This window comes from Pseudomonas sp. UBA6310 (genome assembly GCF_002438225.1).
Lineage (GTDB): Bacteria > Pseudomonadota > Gammaproteobacteria > Pseudomonadales > Pseudomonadaceae > Pseudomonas_O > Pseudomonas_O kuykendallii.
In genome coordinates this window covers 15,662-36,879 of record NZ_DJTK01000032.1, presented here as the reverse complement: position 1 = coordinate 36,879, position 21,218 = coordinate 15,662, and the positions used below count along the sequence as shown (strand labels likewise).

17 protein-coding genes and 1 tRNA gene are annotated in these 21,218 nt (G+C 65.8%); 6 read left to right on the top strand and 12 right to left on the bottom strand.

The features are described 5' to 3' along the window. Positions 1 to 3: 3 nt before the first annotated feature. From flgC to B3E91_RS07180, 4 genes are all read right to left on the bottom strand, one after another. A complete protein-coding gene (gene flgC, locus B3E91_RS07195) occupies positions 4 to 447 on the bottom strand; it encodes a flagellar basal body rod protein FlgC (protein ID WP_090229651.1) in 444 nt (147 codons plus the stop codon). A 2-nt stretch (positions 448 to 449) separates the two neighbouring features. Next, entirely contained in the window at positions 450 to 878 is a 429-nt protein-coding gene (gene flgB, locus B3E91_RS07190) for a flagellar basal body rod protein FlgB (protein WP_090229653.1), read from the bottom strand. A gap of 246 nt (positions 879 to 1,124) precedes the next feature. Further along, positions 1,125 to 1,952, bottom strand: a complete 828-nt coding sequence (cheR, locus tag B3E91_RS07185; RefSeq protein WP_287028876.1) for a protein-glutamate O-methyltransferase CheR — start codon at positions 1,950 to 1,952, stop codon at positions 1,125 to 1,127. Positions 1,953 to 1,994: 42 nt separating this feature from the next. Then, positions 1,995 to 2,927: a chemotaxis protein CheV gene (locus tag B3E91_RS07180; protein ID WP_287028875.1), complete on the bottom strand. Its 933-nt coding sequence runs from the start codon at positions 2,925 to 2,927 to the stop codon at positions 1,995 to 1,997. A 75-nt stretch (positions 2,928 to 3,002) separates the two neighbouring features. Here B3E91_RS07180 and flgA point away from each other — a divergent pair, with 75 nt between their 5' ends. The 4 genes from flgA to B3E91_RS07160 all read left to right on the top strand — a co-directional run bounded on the left by flgA (position 3,003) and on the right by B3E91_RS07160 (position 5,562). Next, positions 3,003 to 3,761 carry a flagellar basal body P-ring formation chaperone FlgA gene (gene flgA, locus B3E91_RS07175; RefSeq protein ID WP_287028900.1) on the top strand — a complete coding sequence of 253 codons (759 nt, stop codon included), beginning with the start codon at positions 3,003 to 3,005 and terminating at the stop codon, positions 3,759 to 3,761. Between the two features lie 143 nt (positions 3,762 to 3,904). Continuing rightward, positions 3,905 to 4,234, top strand: coding sequence for a flagellar biosynthesis anti-sigma factor FlgM (flgM, locus tag B3E91_RS07170; RefSeq protein WP_273229326.1), 330 nt, complete (start codon positions 3,905 to 3,907; stop codon positions 4,232 to 4,234). A gap of 51 nt (positions 4,235 to 4,285) precedes the next feature. Continuing rightward, the gene (locus B3E91_RS07165) at positions 4,286 to 4,753 is read left to right on the top strand and encodes a flagella synthesis protein FlgN (RefSeq protein WP_287028874.1); all 468 of its coding nucleotides are present in this window, start codon (positions 4,286 to 4,288) and stop codon (positions 4,751 to 4,753) included. A 20-nt stretch (positions 4,754 to 4,773) separates the two neighbouring features. Then, positions 4,774 to 5,562 carry a flagellar brake protein gene (locus B3E91_RS07160; RefSeq protein WP_287028873.1) on the top strand — a complete coding sequence of 263 codons (789 nt, stop codon included), beginning with the start codon at positions 4,774 to 4,776 and terminating at the stop codon, positions 5,560 to 5,562. A 13-nt stretch (positions 5,563 to 5,575) separates the two neighbouring features. On the opposite strand, the gene B3E91_RS07155 is transcribed toward B3E91_RS07160, so the two are convergent. The 4 genes from B3E91_RS07155 to B3E91_RS07140 form a co-directional block, all read right to left on the bottom strand. Continuing rightward, positions 5,576 to 6,874 (bottom strand): MFS transporter, encoded by a 1,299-nt coding sequence (locus B3E91_RS07155; RefSeq protein ID WP_287028872.1) that lies wholly within the window; start codon positions 6,872 to 6,874, stop codon positions 5,576 to 5,578. 53 nt (positions 6,875 to 6,927) lie between these two features. Continuing rightward, on the bottom strand, positions 6,928 to 8,169 hold the full coding sequence (locus B3E91_RS07150) for a glutamine synthetase family protein (RefSeq protein ID WP_287028899.1): 1,242 nt from the start codon (positions 8,167 to 8,169) through the stop codon (positions 6,928 to 6,930). 260 nt (positions 8,170 to 8,429) lie between these two features. Continuing rightward, positions 8,430 to 8,504 (bottom strand) — tRNA-Arg (locus tag B3E91_RS07145). 85 nt (positions 8,505 to 8,589) lie between these two features. Beyond that, entirely contained in the window at positions 8,590 to 12,057 is a 3,468-nt protein-coding gene (locus B3E91_RS07140) for an indolepyruvate ferredoxin oxidoreductase family protein (protein WP_287028870.1), read from the bottom strand. A gap of 166 nt (positions 12,058 to 12,223) precedes the next feature. Between B3E91_RS07140 and B3E91_RS07135 the strand changes: the two genes are divergently transcribed. Next, complete coding sequence (locus tag B3E91_RS07135; RefSeq protein WP_287028868.1) at positions 12,224 to 12,691, top strand: Lrp/AsnC family transcriptional regulator; 468 nt, start codon at positions 12,224 to 12,226, stop codon at positions 12,689 to 12,691. Positions 12,692 to 12,695: 4 nt separating this feature from the next. Here B3E91_RS07135 and phnN read toward each other — a convergent pair whose 3' ends face one another. Then, a complete protein-coding gene (phnN, locus tag B3E91_RS07130; protein ID WP_287028866.1) occupies positions 12,696 to 13,259 on the bottom strand; it encodes a phosphonate metabolism protein/1,5-bisphosphokinase (PRPP-forming) PhnN in 564 nt (187 codons plus the stop codon). Between the two features lie 316 nt (positions 13,260 to 13,575). Here phnN and B3E91_RS07125 point away from each other — a divergent pair, with 316 nt between their 5' ends. Continuing rightward, on the top strand, positions 13,576 to 13,902 hold the full coding sequence (locus tag B3E91_RS07125) for an Arc family DNA-binding protein (protein ID WP_090229685.1): 327 nt from the start codon (positions 13,576 to 13,578) through the stop codon (positions 13,900 to 13,902). A gap of 73 nt (positions 13,903 to 13,975) precedes the next feature. Here the strand turns inward: B3E91_RS07125 and B3E91_RS07120 are convergent, their stop codons facing one another. From B3E91_RS07120 to B3E91_RS07110, 3 genes are all read right to left on the bottom strand, one after another. Next, entirely contained in the window at positions 13,976 to 16,123 is a 2,148-nt protein-coding gene (locus B3E91_RS07120; protein ID WP_287028864.1) for an ATP-binding protein, read from the bottom strand. After that, positions 16,120 to 16,725 (bottom strand): biliverdin-producing heme oxygenase, encoded by a 606-nt coding sequence (locus tag B3E91_RS07115; protein WP_090229691.1) that lies wholly within the window; start codon positions 16,723 to 16,725, stop codon positions 16,120 to 16,122. Before B3E91_RS07115 ends, B3E91_RS07120 begins: the two co-directional genes overlap by 4 nt. Before the next feature lie 65 nt (positions 16,726 to 16,790). After that, a complete protein-coding gene (locus B3E91_RS07110; protein ID WP_287028862.1) occupies positions 16,791 to 21,185 on the bottom strand; it encodes a DEAD/DEAH box helicase in 4,395 nt (1,464 codons plus the stop codon). Between the last annotated feature and the right edge of the window lie 33 nt (positions 21,186 to 21,218).

The window sequence follows — 21,218 nt, the reverse complement described above, 5'->3', positions numbered from 1 at the left end:
CGCTTACTGACCCAGCGTCAGTACTTTCTGCATCATTTGTTTGGCGGTGTTCATGATTTCCGCGTTGGTCTGGAAGGCACGGCTGGCTGAAATCATGTCGGCCATTTCCTCGACCACATTCACGTTCGGGTAGTAGACGTAGCCGTCCTTGTCGGCGGCCGGATGGTTGGGCTCGTAGCGTGCCTGCAACTCGCTCTGGTCCTCGACGATGCCGGTCACCTGAACGCCTACGCCAGCCTGGCCCTGGTCCTCGAACAACGAACCGCCGCCAGCGCCCTGGGCGCCATTGAGCATGGTGGCGAACACCGGATGCCGCGCGCGGTAGGTCTGATCGACGCTGGAGGAAACGGTGTCAGCGTTGGCGATGTTGCTGGCGACGGTATTCAGGCGCGTGTTCTGCGCACTCATGCCGGTACCGGCGATGTTGAACAGGCTACTGAGTGACATGCTTATTCTCCGCGAATGGCCTCGATCAGCCCTTTGAACTTGCTGTTGAGAAGCGTGAAGCTGGCCTGGAATTCCAGAGAGTTCTGGGCGTAGGCGGCCTGCTCGACCTGTTCGTCGACGGTGTTCTGGTCCAGCGACGGCTGGGTCGGAATGCGGTAGCGCAGCGACGCGTCGGTGGTGGTCATGGCAATGCCTTCCGCCTCGATGTGACGGCCACTGGTGGTCGTCAGCGTCGGCATGTTCGAGCTGGAGCCGCCCTTCGCCATCTTGTCCGCCTGCTCGGCGAGCACCGCACTGAAGTCCAGGTCGCGGGCCTTGTAGTTGGGCGTGTCGGCGTTGGCGAGGTTATTGCCTAATACCTCGGCGCGTTGTGCACGGAAGGCCAGGGCTTTCTCGTGGATACCGAGGGCGTTGTCGAAACTGATGCTCATGGTCGCGGGACCTATGCGGTGTGCTGTATCAGCGATAAAGCAAGCGCCATGCCATGAATTTTTTTACTTATAGATCAGTAAGTTGCAAAGCAGCGACAAAAACCGGATGCGAAAACGGCAATTAATTTCCGCTTTCGGAGGTTATCTTCGGGAGGGGGCGGCAAAACTTTGGCGCCGAGGGCGGCAAGCCATGCCAGGGAGCGGCAAGCGCTTTCCGCCGCGGAAAGCGCTCAGGAGGAAAAGGCCTTACTTGACCTTGTAGATGATGCCGGGGCTGCACTGAACCATCTGGTAGAGGTCGGGCAGCCCGTTCAGCGCTTCGGACGCGCCGAGGAACAGGTAGCCACCCGGTTTCAGCGTGGCGTGGATGCGCGTGAGGATGTCCTTCTTCACTTCCGCGGAGAAGTAGATCAACACGTTGCGGCAAAAGACGATATCGAACTTGCCGAGCACCGAGTAGCTGTCCAGCAGGTTCAGCGCGCGGAACTCGATCCGGTTGCGAATCGGCGCCTTGACCGCCCAGCGGCCCGGCGCCTTCAGATCGAAGTAGCGCTGCAGGCGCTCCTGCGAGAGGCCCCGCCCCATCGCCAGGCTGTCGTACTCGCCAGACTTGCAGGTGGTGAGCATGGTCCCGGAAAGGTCGGTGGCGACGATCTGCACGCCGGCCTTGAGCTGGCCGAGGTTGGTGCGCTCGAACTCGTCGATCGCCATGGACAGCGAATAGGGCTCCTGCCCCGACGAACAGGCGGCCGACCAGATTCGCAGCCGTTGCCCACCGGCGTTCTTGATCATCTCCGGAAGAATCCGGGATTTCAGTACCTCGAACGGGTAGGCATCGCGAAACCAGAGGGTCTCGTTGGTCGTCATCGCGTCGACCACCTGCTCGCGCAGGCCGCTGCGCGGCTGACTTTCGATACGCTGGACCAGCTCGCTCAGGGAACGGATGGATTGCTGCTCCATCAGTTTGTTGAGGCGGCTGGATACCAGGTACTGCTTGTTGCTGCCGAGCAGGATGCCGCAGGTTTTCTCCAGGAAAACCCGAAACTGCTCGAAGTCCAGATTGCCTGAAGACACGGGTGCTGCCTCTCCGATCCGATGGGCTGCCAAGAGTATTCCTTAGCCGTTGACTGATTGTTTGACACGCTCGACGACCCGCGAAGCGAGGTCGTCGGGGCGGAACTTGGCGAGAAAATCGTCGGCGCCCACTTTCTTCACCATGGCCTGGTTGAACACGCCCGACAACGAAGTATGCAGGAGAATGTGCAGCTTCTGCAGGCGCTGATCGGCGCGAACCTCCGCGGTGAGCGTGTAGCCGTCCATCTCCGGCATCTCGATGTCGGAAATCATCATCAGCAATTCGTCTTCCGGGTGACGACCCTCGTCGGCCATGCTCTTGAGATAGTCCAGCGCCTGGCGACCGTCGTTCAACGCAGTCACCTCAACGCCGACGCTCTCCAGACAACGGCTCACCTGCTTGCGCGCCACCGACGAGTCGTCGACGATCAGCACGCGCTTGGTCACCGCGCGCTGCTGGGTCTCGATGTCGATCACGCCCTCGGAGATGACCTCCGAGGTCGGCGCCACTTCGGCGAGGATCTTCTCCACGTCGATGATTTCCACCAGTTGGTTGTCGACCCGCGTCACCGCCGTCAGGAAGTGGTCGCGACCGGCGCCCTTTGGCGGCGGATGGATCTCCTCCCAGTGCATGTTGACGATGCGCTCCACGGAACGCACCAGGAAACCCTGCACCTTGGTGTTGTACTCGGTGATGATGACGAAACTGTCTTTCAGGTCGTTGAGACCCGGATTACCGGTGGCCATGGCCAGGTCGAGGATCGGAATGGTACCGCCGCGAATGCTGGCGACGCCGCGCACGACCGGGCTCGATTTCGGCATGATGGTGAGTTTCGGGCACTGCAGCACCTCCTTCACCTTGAACACGTTGATGCCGTACAGCTGTTTTCCGTCCAGGCGGAACAGCAGCAGCTCGAGGCGGTTCTGCCCCACCAGCTGAGTTCGCTGGTTAACCGAATCCAATACACCGGCCATGCCAGATTCCTCTAAATGAATGTCCCGCGTCTGCTCAGGTTAGCAGGCGGCACGACCCTTGCTATCTCACCTGTCATGAAAGAACTCACGACATTTTTTCGACGCATGATGTCAAAACGACAGCGCATGTCTCGTGTTTTACCCACTTTGTGCGGGCTCGGCTACACCGGTCTGGTGTTGGCCCAGCAAACCATGCCTGAGCAACTTATCGACACGACCCAGGGATTTCTTGAATTCGCCGTGGAAGATTATCTGCGTACCGTGGACATACCAGGTCGCTACGAAATCCAGGTCAACCGGCTCGATCCGCGCCTGCGCCTGCCGCTGTGCGATCAGGAGCTGAACGCCAAGCTGGAAAGCCCGGCCCAACCGATCGGGCGGGTCACGGTTAAGGTCAGCTGCGACGGCAGTTCGCCGTGGAGCGTGTTCGTTCCGGCCCAGGTGAAGGTGTTCCGCGACGTCGTGGTGGTCAAGCGTCCGCTGACCCGCGGCAGCATTATCGGCGAGACCGATGTAGCGCTGGCGGAACGGGACACCGGAACCCTCGGCCAGGCCTTCCTCGTCGCTACCGAGCAGGCGGTCGGCAGCAAGCTGACACGACCAGTGGTCGCCGACCAGGCGATCCTCCTGACGAGTCTGGAAATAGCCGACGTGATCGCCAAGGGCGACCACGTGGTGATCAAGGCGCAAAGCGGCGCCATCAACGTGAACATGCCCGGCGAAGCACTTTCGGCGGGCGCCCCAGGCGAGCAGATCCGGGTCAGGAACCTGCAGTCTCAACGTGTGATCAAGGCCCGGGTGACCGGCCCGGGCGTGGTAGAAGTGGCTATGTAAGGCATGAAACGGCTGGCGTGCAGACAGGACGGTTCTTTACACTGGCGGACGGCGCAAATCTTTTTGCTCTGTCTCGCTAAAGTTATCGGCGTGAACGCCGAAAAGCTGGGCAAGCGTCCAGACACCGTCCGAGGTTTTGCATCATGGTTATCGACTTCAACCGGCCCAACAATGCCGTTACGCCGTCTTCGACGACGCGTACCAGCAGCAGCCAGCCCGGCAGTCGCACCGAAGCCGCCGCTGACAGCAAAGCGAGCAGCACCGTCGAGCAGACCCCAGCCAAGGGCGGCGAACCCGTGCAGCTCAGCCAGGAGGCACAGCAATTGCAGTCCGTTAGCGACAAGCTGCGTGACCTGCCCACCGTCGATAGCGAGAAGGTCGCCCGGCTCAAGCAGGCGATCAGCGACGGTAGCTATCAGGTCGATAGCAAACGCGTCGCCAGCAAACTGCTCGATTTCGAGTCCCAGCGTTAGCTTCAGGCCGCGCTGGGGATTTTGGACGCTTGATTCCCAGAGCCCGCCGCCATGAACGACACGACCCTGCTGCAACTGTTCAGCGAAGATATCGGCCACGCCGAGCAGTTGCTTGAATTGCTCGAAAGCGAGACCCAGGCCCTGACGAGTCAGGACCTCACCTCCCTGGAAACCATCCTCACCAGCAAGCAGTCCCTGCTCGCCCTGCTCGACCAGCATGGCCGGGCGCGGAGTCGCGTGCTCGTCTCGCTGAACCTGAGCGCCGACCGCGCGGGGCTGCAGGCACTCGCCAAGGCCTCGGCGCAAGGCGAGGAACTGCTCGCCGCCGGCGATCGGCTCAGCGCGCTGCTGCGTGAATGCCAGGACACCAACCTGCGCAATGGGCGGCTGATTCGCGCCAGCCAGACCAGCGTCACCAAGCTGCTTGGAATCCTTCGCGGCGCAGAGGTGCCCAACCTCTACAATAACCGTGGAGCGACGTCGCGCGTCGGCTATCAGCGTCCCTTGAGCCAGGCATAAATCCCTGAAATAAGAACGACATGCAGCCGTGTTGCCCGTATGCTAGCGCAGCCTATTGCCGGGAGAACGCTGGAGTGCCGAACCCCTTCATCGAGGAGAATGGTCCGCAAGAGCCCCGGCTGCTTAGAGCTCCGCTGGAGATCTTCGCCAACCTGCGCCTGCTGCAGCAGAACCATGACCCTCTCGTCATCACCTTCGAAGGCCGCTCGCAGCGTTTCCAGAGTTTCGTGGTCCAGGTCGACCGCGAGCGCAACCTGCTGGCCCTCGACGAACTGATACCCAACGACGGCGAACGCTATCTGCAGGCCGGCGAGTCCTTCCACGTCGAAGGCTTCCATGAGGGCGTGCGCATCGCCTGGGATTGCGAGCAGAAGCTCTACATCGGCGAGCTCGAAGGCGCCCGCGCGTACTGGGCGACGCAACCCGAGGAGATGCTTTACCACCAGCGCCGGGGCGCCTTCCGCGCGGTGCTGAAACTGACCCAGCCGGTCCAGGTGAGCCTGGACGGCGACAAACTCAGGGCCTCGATCGTCGGCCAGATGCTCGACATCTCCGCCACCGGCTGCAAGCTGCGCTTCGCCGGCGACGTCACCGACCGCCTCAATCCGGGCGAAGTCTACGAGCGCCTGACCGCCGAATTGCCGTTCGGCGCAGTCACCACGTCGGTGGAGCTGCGTCACCAGCGCTATGACGCGAGGCTCGACGTGACCTTCTGCGGGCTGCGCTTCTTCCGCCTCAGCGGGCTCGAGCAGCGCGCCGTCGAGCGCTTCGTCTACCAGTTGCAGCGCGAAGCCCGTCGCCTCGACTGAGCGTTCGCGCCGATCAGCCGTTCGCCGGCGCCTCCGGTGACGCGGCCCCTTCCCCGCTCTGCATCTGCGCTTCCACCACCTGTCCATCGACCCGCGGATCGAGCGCCGCCGTCAGCGGCGAGCTGGCCGTGCTGTCGGGCATCGGGATGTGCTGCAGCGGCGCATCGTCGACCTGATGCAGATTGGTCACCGCTTCCGGGCGAATCCGCCAGACCAGTATCAGCGCGCAAAGGCTGACGAAGGCATACAGCATGTTCGCGCCCAGGTACTTCATCAGCACGCCGGCGAGCAGCGGACCGACGCAGGCACCGATGCCGAAGGTGACCAGCAGCATGGCGCTCAGCGACACCCGACGCTCGGCCTCCACATGGTCGTTGGAAAACGCCACCGCCAGCGGATAGAGACTGAACTGCAACAGGCTGACGACGAAGCCGAGCGGCAGCAGCACCGCCAGCGACACCTCGCCCAGCAGCGCCAGCGGAAGCGCCGCCACGCTCAGCAGCAAGGCGCAGACACGAATCAGCCAGGCGCGGTCGCGACGGTCGGAAACCCACCCCAGCGGCCACTGCACCAGCAACGCCGCGAGGATGCAGCTGCCCATGAACACGCCGACCTGCTGCGTCGACAGCCCCAGGCGCGTGGCGTACAGCGGCGCCAGGCCATAGAAGGAGCCGATCAGCAGCCCCGAGACCAGCACGGTGGTCAAAGACTGCGGCACCCGGCGGATGAAGAAACGCGGTTCCAGCGGCGCCGGATGCAGCGCGGCGGGGCGAATCTTGCGAGTCGCCGCCACCGGCACCAGGCACAGCGCAAAACACATCGCCACCAGCATCAGCAGCTCGATGCCGAGGCCCGGGTGGACCACCAGGACCATCTGCCCCAGCACCAGCCCGAGGTACGAGGCGATCATGTAGCCACCGAATACCCGCCCACGCTGGCTGGCCTCGGCCTGATCGTTCAGCCAGCTTTCGATCACCATGTACTGGCACATCATGCCCAGGCCCACCAGCATGCGCAGGATCAGCCAGGCGGGCAGCCAGTCGATCAGGCCATGCCCCAGTACCGCAGCGGTCACGATCGCCGCGCAGGTGGAATAGGCGCGAATGTGGCCGACCCGGGCGATCAGGCGGTGGCCGGTCTTGCCGCCCAGCGCCAGGCCGAAGTAGTTGGCGGCCATCAAGGCGCCCACCCAGAGCCCGTCGACGCTCTTCGACAGACGCAGGGCCAGGTAGGTGCTGAGCAACCCCGAGCCGAGCAGCATCAGGGTGGTGGCCAGGTACAGCGGGCCGAAAGACTTCCAGATCCTGGACATTGAAACGGGAAACTCCTGCTGGGGCCGGACCGCCTGAGCGGTCCGGCGGAGGTTCACGCCTGGGCGGCGAGAACGCGGCGTTCCCAGGGCGTGATTTCATCGAAGAAGCTGGTCAGCTCCATCGCCTTGCTGGCGATGTAGCCTTCGATGAACTCGCTTCCGAACAGTTCCCGCGCCAACTGGCTGCGGCGTAGACGCTCCAGCGCCGCGTGCATGGTGCTCGGCAGGGTCAGCTCGTCCGGCACCACGAATTCACCCTGGATCGCCGCGCTCGGCTCCAGCTCGCGCGCGATGCCGTGCAGCCCGGCGGCCAGGCTGGCGGCGATGGCGAGGTACGGGTTGGCGTCCGCACCGGGCAGGCGGTTCTCGACACGCCGCGCGACCGGCGAGCTGGCCGGGATGCGCAGGCCCGCGGCACGGTTGTCGTGGGACCAGCAGGCGTTGTTCGGCGAAGCGAAGGGATGGCAGAGGCGCTGGTAGGAATTGACGTTCGGCGCGAACAGCAGGGTGAAGTCCGCCAGAGCCGCCTGCTGGCCGCCAATGAAATGGCGGAACGCGGCGGTCGGCTCGCCCTGCTCGTCGCTGAAGATGTTCCTGCCACTGCCCTGCTCCACCAGGCTCTGGTGGATGTGCATCGAGCTGCCGGGGGTTTTCGCCAACGGCTTGGCCATGCACACCACGGTGATGCCGTGCTTGAGCGCGACCTCCTTGAGCAGATGCTTGAAGAGGAATGTCTGGTCGGCCAGCAGCAAGGGATCGCCGTGCAGCAGGTTGATCTCGAACTGGCTGACGCCCATCTCGTGCATGAAGGTGTCGCGCGGCAGGCCGAGCGCCGCCATGCAGCGATAGACCTCCTCGAAGAACGGCCGCAGACCGTTGTTGGAGCTCACGCTGAACGCCGAATGGCCATCCTCTCGCCGCCCGTCCAGGCCCAGTGGCGGCTGGAACGGCTGATGCGGGTCGCTGTTCGGCGCGAAGACGAAGAACTCCAGCTCGGTCGCGACCACGGGCGCCAGGCCGCGCCCGGCGTAGCGGGCGATGACCTGCTTCAGCAACCCGCGGGTGGAAAGCCCCGAGCAGCCGCCTTCCAGTTCGTCGGCATCGCAAATCGCCAGCGCGCGCGGCGTCTGGCTCCACGGCAGGCGGTGAATCTGCGCCGGGTCGGCGACCAGCGCCAGGTCGCCATCGTCGCTGCCGTAGAAACGCGCCGGCGGGTAGCCGCCCATGATGCATTGCAGCAACACGCCGCGTGCCAGCTGCAGGCGACGGCCTTCGAGGAATCCCTCGGCCGTCATCACCTTGCCGCGAGGCACGCCATTGAGATCGGGGGTAACGCACTCGATTTCGTCGATACCGGCCAATCGTTCGGCAAGAGAGCTGCGGCCGCTGCTGGTCATCACGTCTGTTCCTTGATCATTCTGAAAGCCGGGATTCGGCAAGGTGGACAAAATACGCATCAGCCGTTCGAAATATCAAGCACCGGGCAATCGCCAGGCGCGCGGGTGTCGCATCGATATCGGGAGTGGCAGGCAAAGCGGCGCGAATGCGCGAAAGATGGCGTCCCCTACTGGAGTCGAACCAGTATCTAGCCCTTAGGAGGGGCTTATTCTATCCATTGAACTAAGGGGACAACGCCGCGGTGAAGCTTGCCGCCGCGACGGGGCCGCATGTTAGCGAGGCCGGCGCGGTTTGTCATGCGGCGCCATGCGCCGCGATCAGGCCGCCGGTTCGTAAAGATGCAGCACCTGCACCTCCCCCGCCTGCAACTGCGCCAGCAGACGGCGTTTCTCCTGTTTCGCCGCCTCCAGCGCACGCTGCTTGACGTGACCGTAGCCGCGAATCTGCTCCGGCAATTCGGCGATCGCCACCGCCGTGCGGTAGTTGCCCTCGCTCAGGACGCCAAGCAGGTGGTCGACATCCGCCTCGTAGTCGGCGATCAGCTCGCGCTCCAGGCGCCGCTCGGCACTGTGCCCGAACGGATCGAGCACGCTGCCGCGCAGGAACTTGAACCTGGCCAGCACGCGGAAAGCACCGAGCATCCACGGGCCGAACTCACGCTTGCGCGGCTCGCCGGTGCGCGGGTCCGGGCGGCTCAGCCAGCTCGGCGCCAGGTGGAACTGCAGGCGATAGTCGCCCTCGAACTGCGCCTCCAGTTGCCGGCGGAAGGTCTCGTCGCTGTAGAGCCGTGCCACTTCGTACTCGTCCTTGTAGGCCAGCAGCTTGAAGTAGTAGCGCGCCACCGCTGCGGTGAGCGCCTGCTGCGGACCAGGGTCGACACCCCGCACGCGCTCCACCAGTGCCCGGTAGCGCTCGGCGTAGGCCGCGTTCTGGTAGTCGCGCAGCAGCGCCATACGGTGGACGATCACCTCCTTGAGGCCCTCGCAGCGCGGCTCCGTCATCTCTTCCGGCTGAACCAGGCGCTCCACCGCGGCCAGATCATGGGCGGCGCGCCGACCCCAGAGGAACGCCTGGCGGTTCGCCTCCACCGCTACCGCGTTCAGCGTGATGGCCTGCTCGATGGCTTCGGCGGAAACCGGCACCAGGCCCTTCTGATAGGCGTAGCCGAGCATGAACAGGTTGCTGGCGATGCTGTCGCCGAGCAGCCGGCTGGCCAGCCGCGTCGCATCGATGAAATGGATGCGCCCGCCGCCGACCGCCTCGGCCAGCGCCTCCCGCATCGCCGCGCCGGGCACTTGCGCATCCGGGTTGCGGGTGAACTCGGCCGTGGGCGACTCGTGGCTGTTGATCACCGCGTGGGCGATGTTCTCGTTGAGCTTGGCCAGGGATTCCTCGCTGGCGGCGACCACCAGATCGCAGCCCAGCAGCAGGTCGGTCTCGCCGGCGGCGATGCGCACGGCGTGGATGTCCGACTGCCGCGCGGCGATGCGGATATGGCTGATCACCGGGCCGAACTTCTGCGCCAGGCCGGCCTGGTCGAGCACCGTGCAGCCCTTGCCTTCCAGGTGCGCCGCCATTCCGAGCAGCGCGCCGACGGTGGTCACGCCACTGCCGCCGACGCCCGGCAGGAGGATGTTCCAGGGCCGCGTCAGCGTCGGCTGGCGCGGTTCGGGCAGCGCCTCGAACAAGGCCTTGGCGCCCATCGCCGCCGGTTTGCGCAGGCTGCCGCCATGCACGGTGACGAAGCTCGGGCAGAACCCTTCGACGCAGCTGAAATCCTTGTTGCAGGCGCTCTGGTCGATCTGCCGCTTGCGTCCCAGCTCGGTTTCCAGCGGCAGCACCGACAGGCAATTGGATTTCACGCTGCAGTCGCCGCAGCCCTCGCACACTGCCGGATTGATGAACGTGCGCTTGGCCGGATCGACCAGCTTGCCGCGTTTGCGCCGGCGGCGTTTCTCGGTGGCGCAGGTTTGGTCGTAGATGATCACCGAGACGCCCTTGAACTCGCGCAACTCGCGCTGCACGGCGTCCAGCTCGCGGCGGTGGTGGAAACTGACGATGGGCGCGAAGCCGGCGCGACTGGGGTACTTGTCCGGTTCGTCGCTGACCAGAGCGATGCGTTTCACCCCCTCGGCGAAGATCTGCTGGCTGAGCTGGTCGACGCGCAATTCGCCGTCGATGGGCTGGCCCCCGGTCATCGCCACCGCATCGTTGTAGAGGATCTTGTAGGTGATGTTGACCCCGGCGGCCACGGCCGCGCGCACGGCCAGGTGGCCGGAATGGAAATAGGTGCCGTCGCCGAGGTTCTGGAACACGTGGGCGGTTTCCGTGAACGGCGCCTGGCCGATCCAGGTGGCGCCCTCGCCGCCCATCTGGGTGAAGGTGTCCGTGCTGCGGTCCATCCACTGGGTCATGTAGTGGCAGCCGATGCCGCCCTGCGCGCGACTGCCTTCCGGCACCTTGGTCGAGCTGTTGTGCGGGCAGCCGGAACAGAAATGCGGGGTGCGCTGGGTGTGGTGGCGCGGCGCGGCGAGGGCTTTTTCCTTGGCGTCAAGGAAGGCCAGGCGTTCTTCGATGGCCGCGCTGCGGTAGATCGGCGCCAGACGCCGGGCGATGACCCGGGCGATCATCGCCGGGGTCAGCTCGGCCAGATTGGGCAGCAGCGAGGCGCCCTGCTCGTCGAACTCCCCGACCACGCGCGGGCGCTTGCCCACCGGCCAGTTGTAGAGCTGCCCGGTGAGCTGGTCCTCGATGATGCTGCGTTTCTCCTCTACCACCAGAATCTCGTCGAGCCCTTCGGCGAACTCGTGCACCGAGACCGGCTCCAGCGGCCAGCTCATGCCGACCTTCAGCACCCGTAGGCCGACCTGGGCGCACAAGGCTTCGTCCAGTCCGAGGTCCTCCAACGCCTGGCGCACATCGAGATACGACTTGCCGGTGGTGATGATGCCGAGGCGCGGGCTGGGCGAATCGAGCATCACCCGGTTCAGCCGGTTGGCGCGGGCGAAGGCGCGCGCGGCGTAGATCTTGAAGGTGTTGAGGCGTTTTTCCTGGGCCAGCGGCGGGTCCGGCCAGCGGATATGCACGCCGTCCTCGGGCAGCGCGAAATCCTCCGGCAAGGCGACCTGGATGCGCAGCGGATCGACATCCACCACCGCCGAGGAATCGACGTTCTCGGCGATGGTCTTCAGCGCCACCCAGCAGCCGCTGTAGCGTGACAGCTCCCAGCCGAGGATGCCGTAGTCGAGGATTTCCTGGACGTTGGCCGGATTGAGCACCGGAATCGACGCCGCGATGAAGGCGTGCTCGCTCTGGTGGGCGATGGTCGAGGATTTGCAGCCGTGGTCGTCGCCGGCCAGCAGCAGCACGCCGCCGTGGGGCGAGACGCCGGCGGAATTGCCGTGCTTGAACACGTCGCCGCAGCGATCGACGCCCGGTCCCTTGCCGTACCAGAGGGAAAACACGCCGTCGTAGCGGGCGCCGGGGAACAGGTTGGTCTGCTGGCTGCCCCACACCGCGGTAGCGCCCAGCTCTTCGTTGACGCCGGGCTGGAAGTGGATGGCGTTCTGCTGGAGAAACTCGCGCGCCTCCCAGAGGCTCTTGTCGAGCCCGCCCAGCGGCGAGCCGCGGTAGCCGGAAATGAAACAGGCGGTGTTGAGGCCGTGGGCCAGGTCGCGCTGGCGTTGCAGCATCGGCAGACGGGTCAGGGCTTGCGTGCCGGTCAGGTACAGGTGACCTGTGGCGAGGCGGTACTTGTCGTCCAGACGGATTTCGGCCAGGGACATGGCGGTATTCCTCTTGTTCTTATTAGTAGGCACCGGCGGCCGGGACCGCTACGGATCACTGCCTAGAATATGACCGAGCGGTACCGGAGTTTTCTTCCTAAATGGAGGGAGAAATGCCGATACTGCGCATGATCCTTGCGCCCATAACAAGAATAGGGAAACGAACATGCAGGTTTCGCTGAGCGGCATCGACCGCAAGATTCTTCGCCTCCTGCAGCACGACGCCGACCTCTCCGCCGCGGAGATTGCCGAGCGGGTCGAGCTGTCGCAATCGCCGTGCTGGCGGCGCATCCATCGCCTGCAGGAGGAAGGACTGATCGAACGCAAGGTCGCCCTACTCAACCCGAAGCTGCTGGGCCTGAGCATGACGGTCTTCGTCAACATCAAGCTCTCGGCCCACGGGCGCAACAACCTCGCCGAGTTCGAGCAGGCCATCGTCGGCTACCCCGAAGTGCTGGAGTGCCACACCATGGCCGGAAGTTCGGACTACCTGCTCAAGGTGGTAGCGCGCGACATCGATGCCTACGAACGCTTTCTGCGCGATCAGCTGCTGCGCCTGCCACACGTGCAGGAGGCGCATTCGAACATCGCCATGAGCGAAGTCAAACGCACCACCGAGTTGCCACTGGATTGAACCCTCAGCTGCGCAACAAGGGCGCTTCGTCGAGCAAACCCAACAGCGCTTCCAGGGTCTGGGCCAGGGCGCCCGAATTGTCGAGTTGCAGCACGCCCTGCTCTTCGCTGCCGGACTGCAGCGCCAGGCTGCGGGCCAGGCGCTGCTCGATTTCTACGGAGTTCTCGCGTCCGCGCGCCACCAGGCGCTGGCGCAGGACCTCGGGACGGACGCTGAGCAGGATCGCCAGCATCGCCGGGTAGCGCCGTCGGGCGTCAGGCAAATAACCGCGCGAGCCGTTGACCAGGACGTCCTGACCGGCCGCCAGCCATTCGTCGATCTCACGCGGAATGCCATAGGCCAGGCCGTTGGCTCGCCAGCACATCGCGAACGCACCCTGCGCTTCGAGTTGGGCGAAGCGCTCCGGGGTGACCGCATGCGCGTCCTCGCCGACCGCTTCGGCGGAACGGGTGATGACTCGCCGCGCAATCCGCCCGCCACTTTCCTGCCACGGCTGGCGGATGGCATCGAGCAGGCTGTCCTTTCCGGAACCGGACGGACCCATCAGATAAATCAGCCTGCCTGCCATCGAATTCTCCGGACTTTAGATCAATCCAATGAATATAACCCGCGCACCTTCATCGCAGCTGAATGAGCGGATCGATAGCGGTGGTAGGGTTGTCTAACAAAGCACACGTGCAATTTGCATGATGTGCTGGCAAAAAGCCTGTACATTATAAATAAATGACGCATAATTGGCGTCAACGAAACGTTATGCATGGCTTCGTCGGTATGCAGTACACTGATGCGATGGTTGAACGACTCGCAATTACGGAGGTCCAACCGGTGGATACTCCTGCCCATTGTGCCAGTACTGCCCTCTTGAACTAACCGGTCTCTAATGTATGCGCCCTATGAAACAGGCTATTTATTCCAGTCGTACAGCTGACAAATTTGTCGTCCGACTTCCGGACGGAATGCGTGAGCGCATCGCCGACGTAGCACGAAACCATCATCGCAGTATGAATTCCGAGATCATCGCCCGTCTTGAGCAGAGCCTGATCCAGGAAGGCGCGCTGAGCGATGATCTGACCATGCGCCTGGACAGCCCCGAGCTCTCCCTGCACGAACGTGAACTGCTACAGCGCTTCCGCCAGTTGTCCGGACGCCAGCAGACCGCACTGGTCGCCCTGATTGCCCACGACGCGGAAATGGCCAACGAAGACGCCTGATCCGCTCGTGCGATGCAGAGAAAAGCCGGCTAAGAGCCGGCTTTTCCCGTTTCAGAGGTCCCACGGAGCCACTTCAGCCAGGCAACCGCACCCGGAAGGCGATCACGCCATCTTGATACTGCACGTCGATGCTGCCCTGGTGAGCCTGGACGATGGCCTGGCTGATATACAGTCCGATGCCCAGTCCGCCCTTGTTGTGCAACGAGCCCGACGCGTTCTTGAACGGGCTGAACAGCTGCGACAGGTCATCCAGCGCGATCGGCTCGGCTTCGTTGCGCACCGTCAGCTCCAGCTCCTGCCCTTCGCGCCTCAGCGTCAGTTGCACCAGACGGCCCTGCCTGCCGTGGTGGCGCGCGTTGCTGAGCAGGTTTGAGACCACCTGTGCGTAGCGGTCCGGGTCGATCACAGCGCGCAGATCGGCCTCGATGACGCTGTCCAGCGGCATTCCCGGAAACGCCATGAGCATCTCCCTGACCGAATCGGCGACCAGCGCCGAGAGATCCACCTCCTGCATGCGCATCGCCAACCCGAGGCCGGCCTGCAGGCGGCTCATCTCGAGAATCTGGCTGATCAGCCGCTCCATGCGCCCACTGGAATAGGTGATGTGCTTGCGCAGCTCGGCGCTGCGGGTATCGCTGGACGACATCATGGAAGCGGCCATGGAAATCGACTGCAGCGGATTGCGCAGGTCATGGCCGAGCACGGCGATCAGGCGCTGGCGCATGTGGTCGATTTCCGCTGCGCGGTTCAGGCAGATCTCCACCAGTTCGCCGCGCAGCTTCTCGGCGATCGCGAGCTCGGCCGCCGACCAGCCAACGGCGCGGTCGCGCACCACTTCTTCCCAGGCCTCGAAGGACCCGCGCGGGGTCAGGCGCGAACCCGAAGGTCCGACACGCTCGATCTTCTCCGGCTTGCCGGCCCAGGTGATGGTCTGCGACTGCGGCTGGCGCAGCCAGACCAGCCAGCCGGATTCCTGGCGGTGAAAGCGCAGCGCCAGCACACCGCAGAAAGTGACGCCGCGCGAATCGGTGAAGGGCTCCTCGAAGCGCGAGGTCTGGTAAAGATCGAGTTCGGGATCGGCTTCCAGCGAGGCGACGATACGCACGGCGAAACCGGCCAGCTCGGGATTGTCGCCCGCCTCCACGCGTCCGCCGAGCATCACCACCACGTCGGAACAGTCGAACAACTGGCGGATATGAGCCGTCCCCTTGGTCAGCGCAGCGATCAGGTCGTCGGAATCGCGCGCCTGCTTGGCCAGCTGCAACTGCAGGTAGGCGGCCTTGCGCACGCGTTCGGCTGCGACCTGCATCTCCAGGCGCGCCACCGCGGCGCTGCACACTTGCGAGAGCACCTGGAACGCCAGCCGGGTCGGATACGGCAGGACCTTGGGCGCCATGTGGTGGCAGGCGAACATACCCCACAGCTGGTCGCCGACCACGATGGAAATGCTCATCGAGGCGAACACGCCCATGTTGCTCAGGTATTCGCAGTGAATCGGCGACACGCTGCGCAGGTGGCTGTAGCTCAGGTCGAACGGGGTCCCGTCCGGACAGGTCGACGGCGTCAACCTGACCGGCGCGTAGGCGATGTCGGCGATCATCCGCGTCGGGTTCTCGATGAACAGCCGGCGCGCCTGGGCGGGGATGTCCGACGCCGGGTAATGCTGCCCGACATAGCTGACCAGGTCCTTGCGCCGCGCCTCGGCCACCACTTCGCCGGAAAGGTCCGGCTTGAAGCGGTACGCCATTACCCGGTCGTAGCCGGAGAACTCGCGGATGCTCGCGACCAGGCTCTCCAGCATGACCTGGATGTCCTGCTGGTGCTGCAGCTGGCTGACCAGCCGGTAGATGTTGTGGGTGCCCAGCGACAGGCTGATCAGGGCGGCCTCGCGGCGCTCGAACTCCAGGTAGAGGATGCCCTTGTGGGCATGCGCGATGACGTCGAAAAGCGCGTCGCCGAAGCTTGCCTCCAGCACGTCCATCCACGGCTCGTCGCTGCGCAGGCCGCATTCGAGCATCTCCCGTACCGCGCGCGGCAGGCCGACCTGCCACAGCGGCTGGTCGGGAAGCACCTTCAGGCCAAGCATCGCCTGGGTGTTCTCGCTGGCGCTGAGCACCAGCCCCTGGCGGTCGAAGGCGATCAGCGCGCCGTGCGGCTGGATCGCCGCGGGAATGTGGATCGGCTCGTCTTCGCAGGTGGCCAGCGTCACCGTTTGGCTCATGCGGATTCCCCCCGCACGACCCAGCGGCTGAACGACTCGAAGGCCTCACGGGCGGCGGCGGACGCGGCCTCGATCTGCGCCGCTTCGCTCAGTTGCTCCTCGAGGCGGCGAATGAAGGATTTCCACAACGGCCCGGTGGCGGCTCCGTAGCCGAGCAGCCAGTGCAGCGGCAGCGGCGCCAGACGCGGTTGCAGGCGACGGAAGAGGAAGCTCGAGCCGAGCGTCGAACCCTCGAGCACATAGGCGATGCCGAAACGACGGGCGTCGTCGCTGGCCTGCGGCACATACGGACAGACCGGAATGGCATCGACCTGCGCGCGGCTCCAGCCGCCCTCGAGCAGGTCCGCTTCGATCCAGGCGAGCTTGCCGGCGCGCTGCCCGGCATCCGCCAGCGCTGGCCACGGCGACGCCCACAGCGTCGCTTCCAGCGGCTTCAGCCAACCGGAGACGCGGGAGATGTAGTTCAGGTAGTCGGCGTGAGCGAAATCGTCACGCTGCAGCGGAAGGTTCTGGTCCAGCGCGCTGTGCTCGGCCTGTGTGGCCAGTCGCAAGGCGGTCAGCGCGGAAGGAATGCGCAGGTCGGATTCGGTTGTTTCGGGCATATCCCTCGAGTGCCAGGCAAAGCAGTGCAGCAGGAGCCGGGAAAGTGAACGCCCGGAGTGTTCGATCAGCCGTGGATCAGACAGCGGCGAAGCTGCTGCGCATTCCCTGCGTCGAGTTCAACCCAGAATACAGGTTTTCCGGCAAGCAGTGCGCCGGCGGGGGCGCCATCCTGATACAAGACGCGATTGCCGGCAACAGCCGGTATTTTGGCACCCGGTAACAGGCTACCCAGCAGATTCAACGGATCGCTGGCGGATACGCTGATCAGGCTGCCATCACGCGGGCGCTTGCGTACCTCGCGCAGCAGCCCCACCGCTTCCGGCAGGGCGAACTGCTCGCCGGCCAGCCCCGCGACGAAGCGCCCGCCGCGGATGTCGCCGCGCGCCTCCAGCCGATGATAGACCCTCAGCAACTCGCGCCACGGCGGCAACCAGTCCGCTTCGCGGTCGAGCAAGCGCCAGAACACCACGCCATAGCGGCGCAGGAGCGTCATGGCGATGTGTTCCAGCGCCTGGGGATCGGTCCGCGGACGGCGCTTCGCGGTGCTTTGCGCAACGTCCGCTCCCGGCGGGCGGCGCACCAATGACCAGCGCCCAGCATCCGCCATGCCGCCGATCAGCGACCCACCGCGCCCGCGCCGGCCGGCGCGTGGCTGACGCTTCGCCGCCGGCATCAGCAGCGCACGCAGCCCGGCGAAGCTGTCGGCATTCACCAGGCCGACCGCGACCAGCTCGCCGAGGGCATTTTCCAGCTCGGTGCGCAGCAGGCGCACGTCGTCCATCAGCTCGTCGAAGAACAGCGCGCCGTGCCTCGCCAGCGCATCGCGAACCAGTACGGCGCGGGAGGACAACTCGGGCTCCGGGGCGTCCATCGCCAGCGCGTTCCACTCGGCCAGGTGACGGCGCGGCAGCAGCACGATGGGCGTGCCGCGAACCGGCCCGCCACTGGCGCGCAGGCGGCCGGCAAGACGGGTCCAGACGATGCGCCCGGAGCGACAGAGGTCGTCGAGCCAGTTGATGCCGTAGTCGCGCACACGTGCCGGCAACAGCTCGCCCTCCCAGGCAGCGGCGGCGGCCTGGAAGCCTTCCAGCTGGCTGATCACTCCGCCCAGAGCCTCGGCGCCACGCGTGCGGGTGTCCGCCGAAACATGCTGCCAGTCGAACAGGAAGCGCATGAAATCGCTGAGTTCGACCGGCTCGATCTCCCGGCGCAGCCGTTTCACCGTGTAGCGATGGATGCGCGCCAGCAGGTGCCGCTCGCACCACTCTTCGTCCGGCGCACCCGGCGTGAAGCGCCCGCGCAGCACGTAGCCTTCGGCCTCCAGGCGGGTCAGCGCCAGCGCCACGGCGGAGGCCGGCTGCGCCAGGCCGCGGGCGATGCGGTCCAGCGGCAACGGGCCGAAACCGGTCAGGCGCGCGCGCACCACCTCGAGCAGCGCGTCCTCTTCGCTGCCGTCCTCCTCGAAGCCGGGCAGCACCTGCAGCGGCGGCTCGGGCAACGCGGTGGGATACAGGATGCGGAACAGCGCCAGCCGCTCCACCGGCAACCACAGCCCGTCGCCGCGCGTCACCGGTATCCGCGCGGCGCGGCCGGCGCGGGCAAGTTCGGCGAGCAGCACCGGCCAGCGTTCGTCGCGCTGCGCTTCGGCGTCGCCGATGCAGGCCAGGCCCATCAGCGCCTCGTGCATCTCGTCGGTGTTGCGCGCCTGCGGCCAAGCCTCCTCGCTCACCGCCTGAATGGCGCCGATATCCAGCGCGCCGAGGTCATCGCTGGATTCGGGGTCCGTCCAGCGCCGATTGAGCACGGCCTGGGTACGACGCTCCTCCAGCGGCGCGTCGTCGAGAAAGGCATACGGCCGCGCGCCGAGGGTCTCCATCGCCAGCGGCGACGGCGCCGGCAGATCGCGGGCGAGCAACCGCACCTCTCCGCTCTCCATGCGCCGCAGCAACGCCAACCAGGCGTCCGCGTCCATCGCTTCGTGCAGACAGTCGTCGAGGGTCTGCTCGACCAGCGGGTGCTCCGGCACCTCGCGCTCGCCGACGATGTTCTCCAGGCAGGCGACCTGATCGGGGAACACCGTCGCCAGCAGGTCCTCGCTCCTCATCCGCTGCAACTGCGGTGCGACCTTGCGCCCCCCGGCCATGCGCGGCAGCGCCAGCGCGGTGGTGGCGTTCCAGCGCCAGCGCACGCCGAACAGCGGAGCGTCGAGCAGCGCCTGGATCAAGACGTGCTCGGCGGAATTGGAATGCAGATAGCGCCACACCTCGTCCAGCGGAAAGCTGTGACTGGTGGACAGCGAGAGCACGATGGCGTCTTCGGTGGCCGCCGCCTGCAGCTCGAAGTTGAAGGTGCGACAGAAGCGCTTGCGCAGCGCCAGGCCCCAGGCGCGGTTGAGGCGGCTGCCGTAAGGCGAATGGATGACCAGCTGAGTGCCGCCGGATTCGTCGAAGAAGCGCTCCATCACCAGCGTGCGCTGGCTCGGCAGCGTACCCAGCGCGGAGCGCGCGCGGGCCAGGTACTCGACGATCTGCCGCGCCGCCGGCTCCGGCAGGCCGAGTTCGTCGATCAGCCAGTCGAGGGCCAGCGTCAGGCGCGAGGGCTCCTGATCGTCACCAGGCAGGCTGCGTGAGGCTTCGGCAAGGGCCAGGCGACGGTCGATTTCCTCGCGCAGGCGCGCCACGCCGGCCGACAGTTCGTCGCTGCGCCCCGGCGCCTCGCCCAGCCAGAACGGGATGTTCGGCGGCTGACCCTGGGCATCCTCGACACGCACCCTTCCCGGCTCGATGCGAATGATCCGGTAGGAGGCGTTGCCCAGCTGGAAGATGTCCCCGGCATGGCTTTCCACCGCGAAATCCTCGTTCACCGTACCGATGTTCAGCCCGGCCGGTTCCAGCAGCACGCCATAGTCGGCGTTGTCCGGAATGGTCCCGCCGGACGTCACCGCGGTGAGCTTGCCGCCGCGCCGCCCGCGCAGGGTCCGGCTCACCGCGTCGCGGTGCAGGTAGGCGCCCCGCGCGCCGTGGCGGCTGGTGTAGCCCTCGGCGAGCATCGCCAGCACCGACTGGTAATGCGCCCAGTCCAGCCCGGCGTAGGGTTCGGCTCGGCGGATCAGGGCGAACAGCGCGTCCTCCTGCCACTCCTGGCTGCCGACCTCGGCGACGATCTGCTGCGCCAGCACATCGAGGGGCGCCCGCGGGATCACCAGCGTATCCAGTTCGCCGCGGCGCACGCAGTCCAGCAGCGCGGCGCACTCGATCAGGTCGTCGCGGGAATTGGGAAACAGCCGGCCCTTGGGCGTGCCGCCGACATGGTGGCCGGAACGCCCGACGCGCTGCAGGAAGGAGGAAATCGAGCGCGGCGAGCCGAGCTGGCAGACCAGCTCCACCTCGCCGATGTCGATACCCAGCTCCAGCGACGCGGTGGCGATCAGCACGCGCAGTTCGCCACGCTTGAGACGCTGCTCGGCGTCCAGCCGCGCCTCCTTCGCCAGGCTGCCGTGGTGCGCGGCGACCGCGGCGTTGCCCAGGCGCTGGGTCAGGTGGCGGGCGGCGCGCTCGGCCATCCGCCGCGTGTTGACGAACACCAGCGTGGTGCGGTGCTGCTCCACCAGCGCGGCCAGGCGGTCGTAGACGCCTTCCCAGACGTCGTTGCTCATCACCGCCTCGAGCGGCACCGGCGGGACTTCGATGGCCAGATCGCGGGGCCGGTCGTGGCCGATATCGACGATGGCGCAGGGTCGCGGCGCGCCCGCCTCCGCGGACGCAGGCTCGGCTGACTGGCGACCGGCGAGAAAACGCGCCACGGCCTCGATGGGCTTTTGCGTGGCCGACAGACCGACCCGCACCAGCGGCCGCTGGCAGAGCGCCTCGAGGCGCTCTAGGGACAGCGTCAGGTGGCTGCCACGCTTGCCGTCGGCGATGGCGTGGATCTCGTCGACGATCACGCTGCGCGTACTCGCGAGCATCCGCCGCCCGGATTCCGAGCCCAGCAGCACGTAGAAGGACTCCGGCGTCGTCACCAGGATATGCGGCGCGCGCTTGCGCATGGCAGTGCGCTCGGCCTGCGGGGTGTCGCCGGTGCGCACCGCGGTGCGGATATCCACGTCCGGTAGACCGAGGGCGGCCAGCTCGGCGGCAATCCCGGCCAGTGGCGTTTCCAGGTTGATGCGGATGTCGTTGGACAGCGCCTTGAGCGGCGACACGTAGACCACGCGGGTTTCGTCGGGCAGGTGCCCGCCGTTGGCCAGCGCTTCTTGGACCAGTTCATCCAGGGCGGCGAGGAACGCCGTCAGGGTCTTGCCCGAACCGGTGGGCGCCGCCACCAGCGTCGACTGCCCGCCACGGATCAGCGGCCAGGCCGCGTGCTGCGCCGGTGTGGGCGCGGGAAACCGGCGCTGGAACCAGGCCGCCACCGCGGGATGGAAACCGGCCAACGCCTCGATCGGGGAATGCTCGTTCATCCGACGAATATGGTGGCGCACCGGGCCAGTCGC

Excerpts from the sequence above, each read along its gene's own strand:
- B3E91_RS07135 (WP_287028868.1), top strand. The coding sequence starts at position 12,224 with ATGCAGGTTTCGCTGAGCGGCATCGACCGCAAGATTCTTCGCCTCCTG.
- B3E91_RS07115 (WP_090229691.1), bottom strand. The coding sequence starts at position 16,725 with ATGCCCGAAACAACCGAATCCGACCTGCGCATTCCTTCCGCGCTGACC.
- B3E91_RS07120 (WP_287028864.1), bottom strand. The coding sequence starts at position 16,123 with ATGAGCCAAACGGTGACGCTGGCCACCTGCGAAGACGAGCCGATCCAC.
- flgB (WP_090229653.1), bottom strand. The coding sequence starts at position 878 with ATGAGCATCAGTTTCGACAACGCCCTCGGTATCCACGAGAAAGCCCTG.
- flgC (WP_090229651.1), bottom strand. The coding sequence starts at position 447 with ATGTCACTCAGTAGCCTGTTCAACATCGCCGGTACCGGCATGAGTGCG.
- B3E91_RS07165 (WP_287028874.1), top strand. The coding sequence starts at position 4,286 with ATGAACGACACGACCCTGCTGCAACTGTTCAGCGAAGATATCGGCCAC.
- B3E91_RS07125 (WP_090229685.1), top strand. The coding sequence starts at position 13,576 with ATGCGCCCTATGAAACAGGCTATTTATTCCAGTCGTACAGCTGACAAA.
- flgM (WP_273229326.1), top strand. The coding sequence starts at position 3,905 with ATGGTTATCGACTTCAACCGGCCCAACAATGCCGTTACGCCGTCTTCG.
- phnN (WP_287028866.1), bottom strand. The coding sequence starts at position 13,259 with ATGGCAGGCAGGCTGATTTATCTGATGGGTCCGTCCGGTTCCGGAAAG.
- B3E91_RS07180 (WP_287028875.1), bottom strand. The coding sequence starts at position 2,927 with ATGGCCGGTGTATTGGATTCGGTTAACCAGCGAACTCAGCTGGTGGGG.
- B3E91_RS07155 (WP_287028872.1), bottom strand. The coding sequence starts at position 6,874 with ATGTCCAGGATCTGGAAGTCTTTCGGCCCGCTGTACCTGGCCACCACC.
- B3E91_RS07140 (WP_287028870.1), bottom strand. The coding sequence starts at position 12,057 with ATGTCCCTGGCCGAAATCCGTCTGGACGACAAGTACCGCCTCGCCACA.
- B3E91_RS07160 (WP_287028873.1), top strand. The coding sequence starts at position 4,774 with ATGCAGCCGTGTTGCCCGTATGCTAGCGCAGCCTATTGCCGGGAGAAC.
- flgA (WP_287028900.1), top strand. The coding sequence starts at position 3,003 with ATGAAAGAACTCACGACATTTTTTCGACGCATGATGTCAAAACGACAG.
- B3E91_RS07150 (WP_287028899.1), bottom strand. The coding sequence starts at position 8,169 with ATGACGGCCGAGGGATTCCTCGAAGGCCGTCGCCTGCAGCTGGCACGC.
- B3E91_RS07110 (WP_287028862.1), bottom strand. The coding sequence starts at position 21,185 with ATGAACGAGCATTCCCCGATCGAGGCGTTGGCCGGTTTCCATCCCGCG.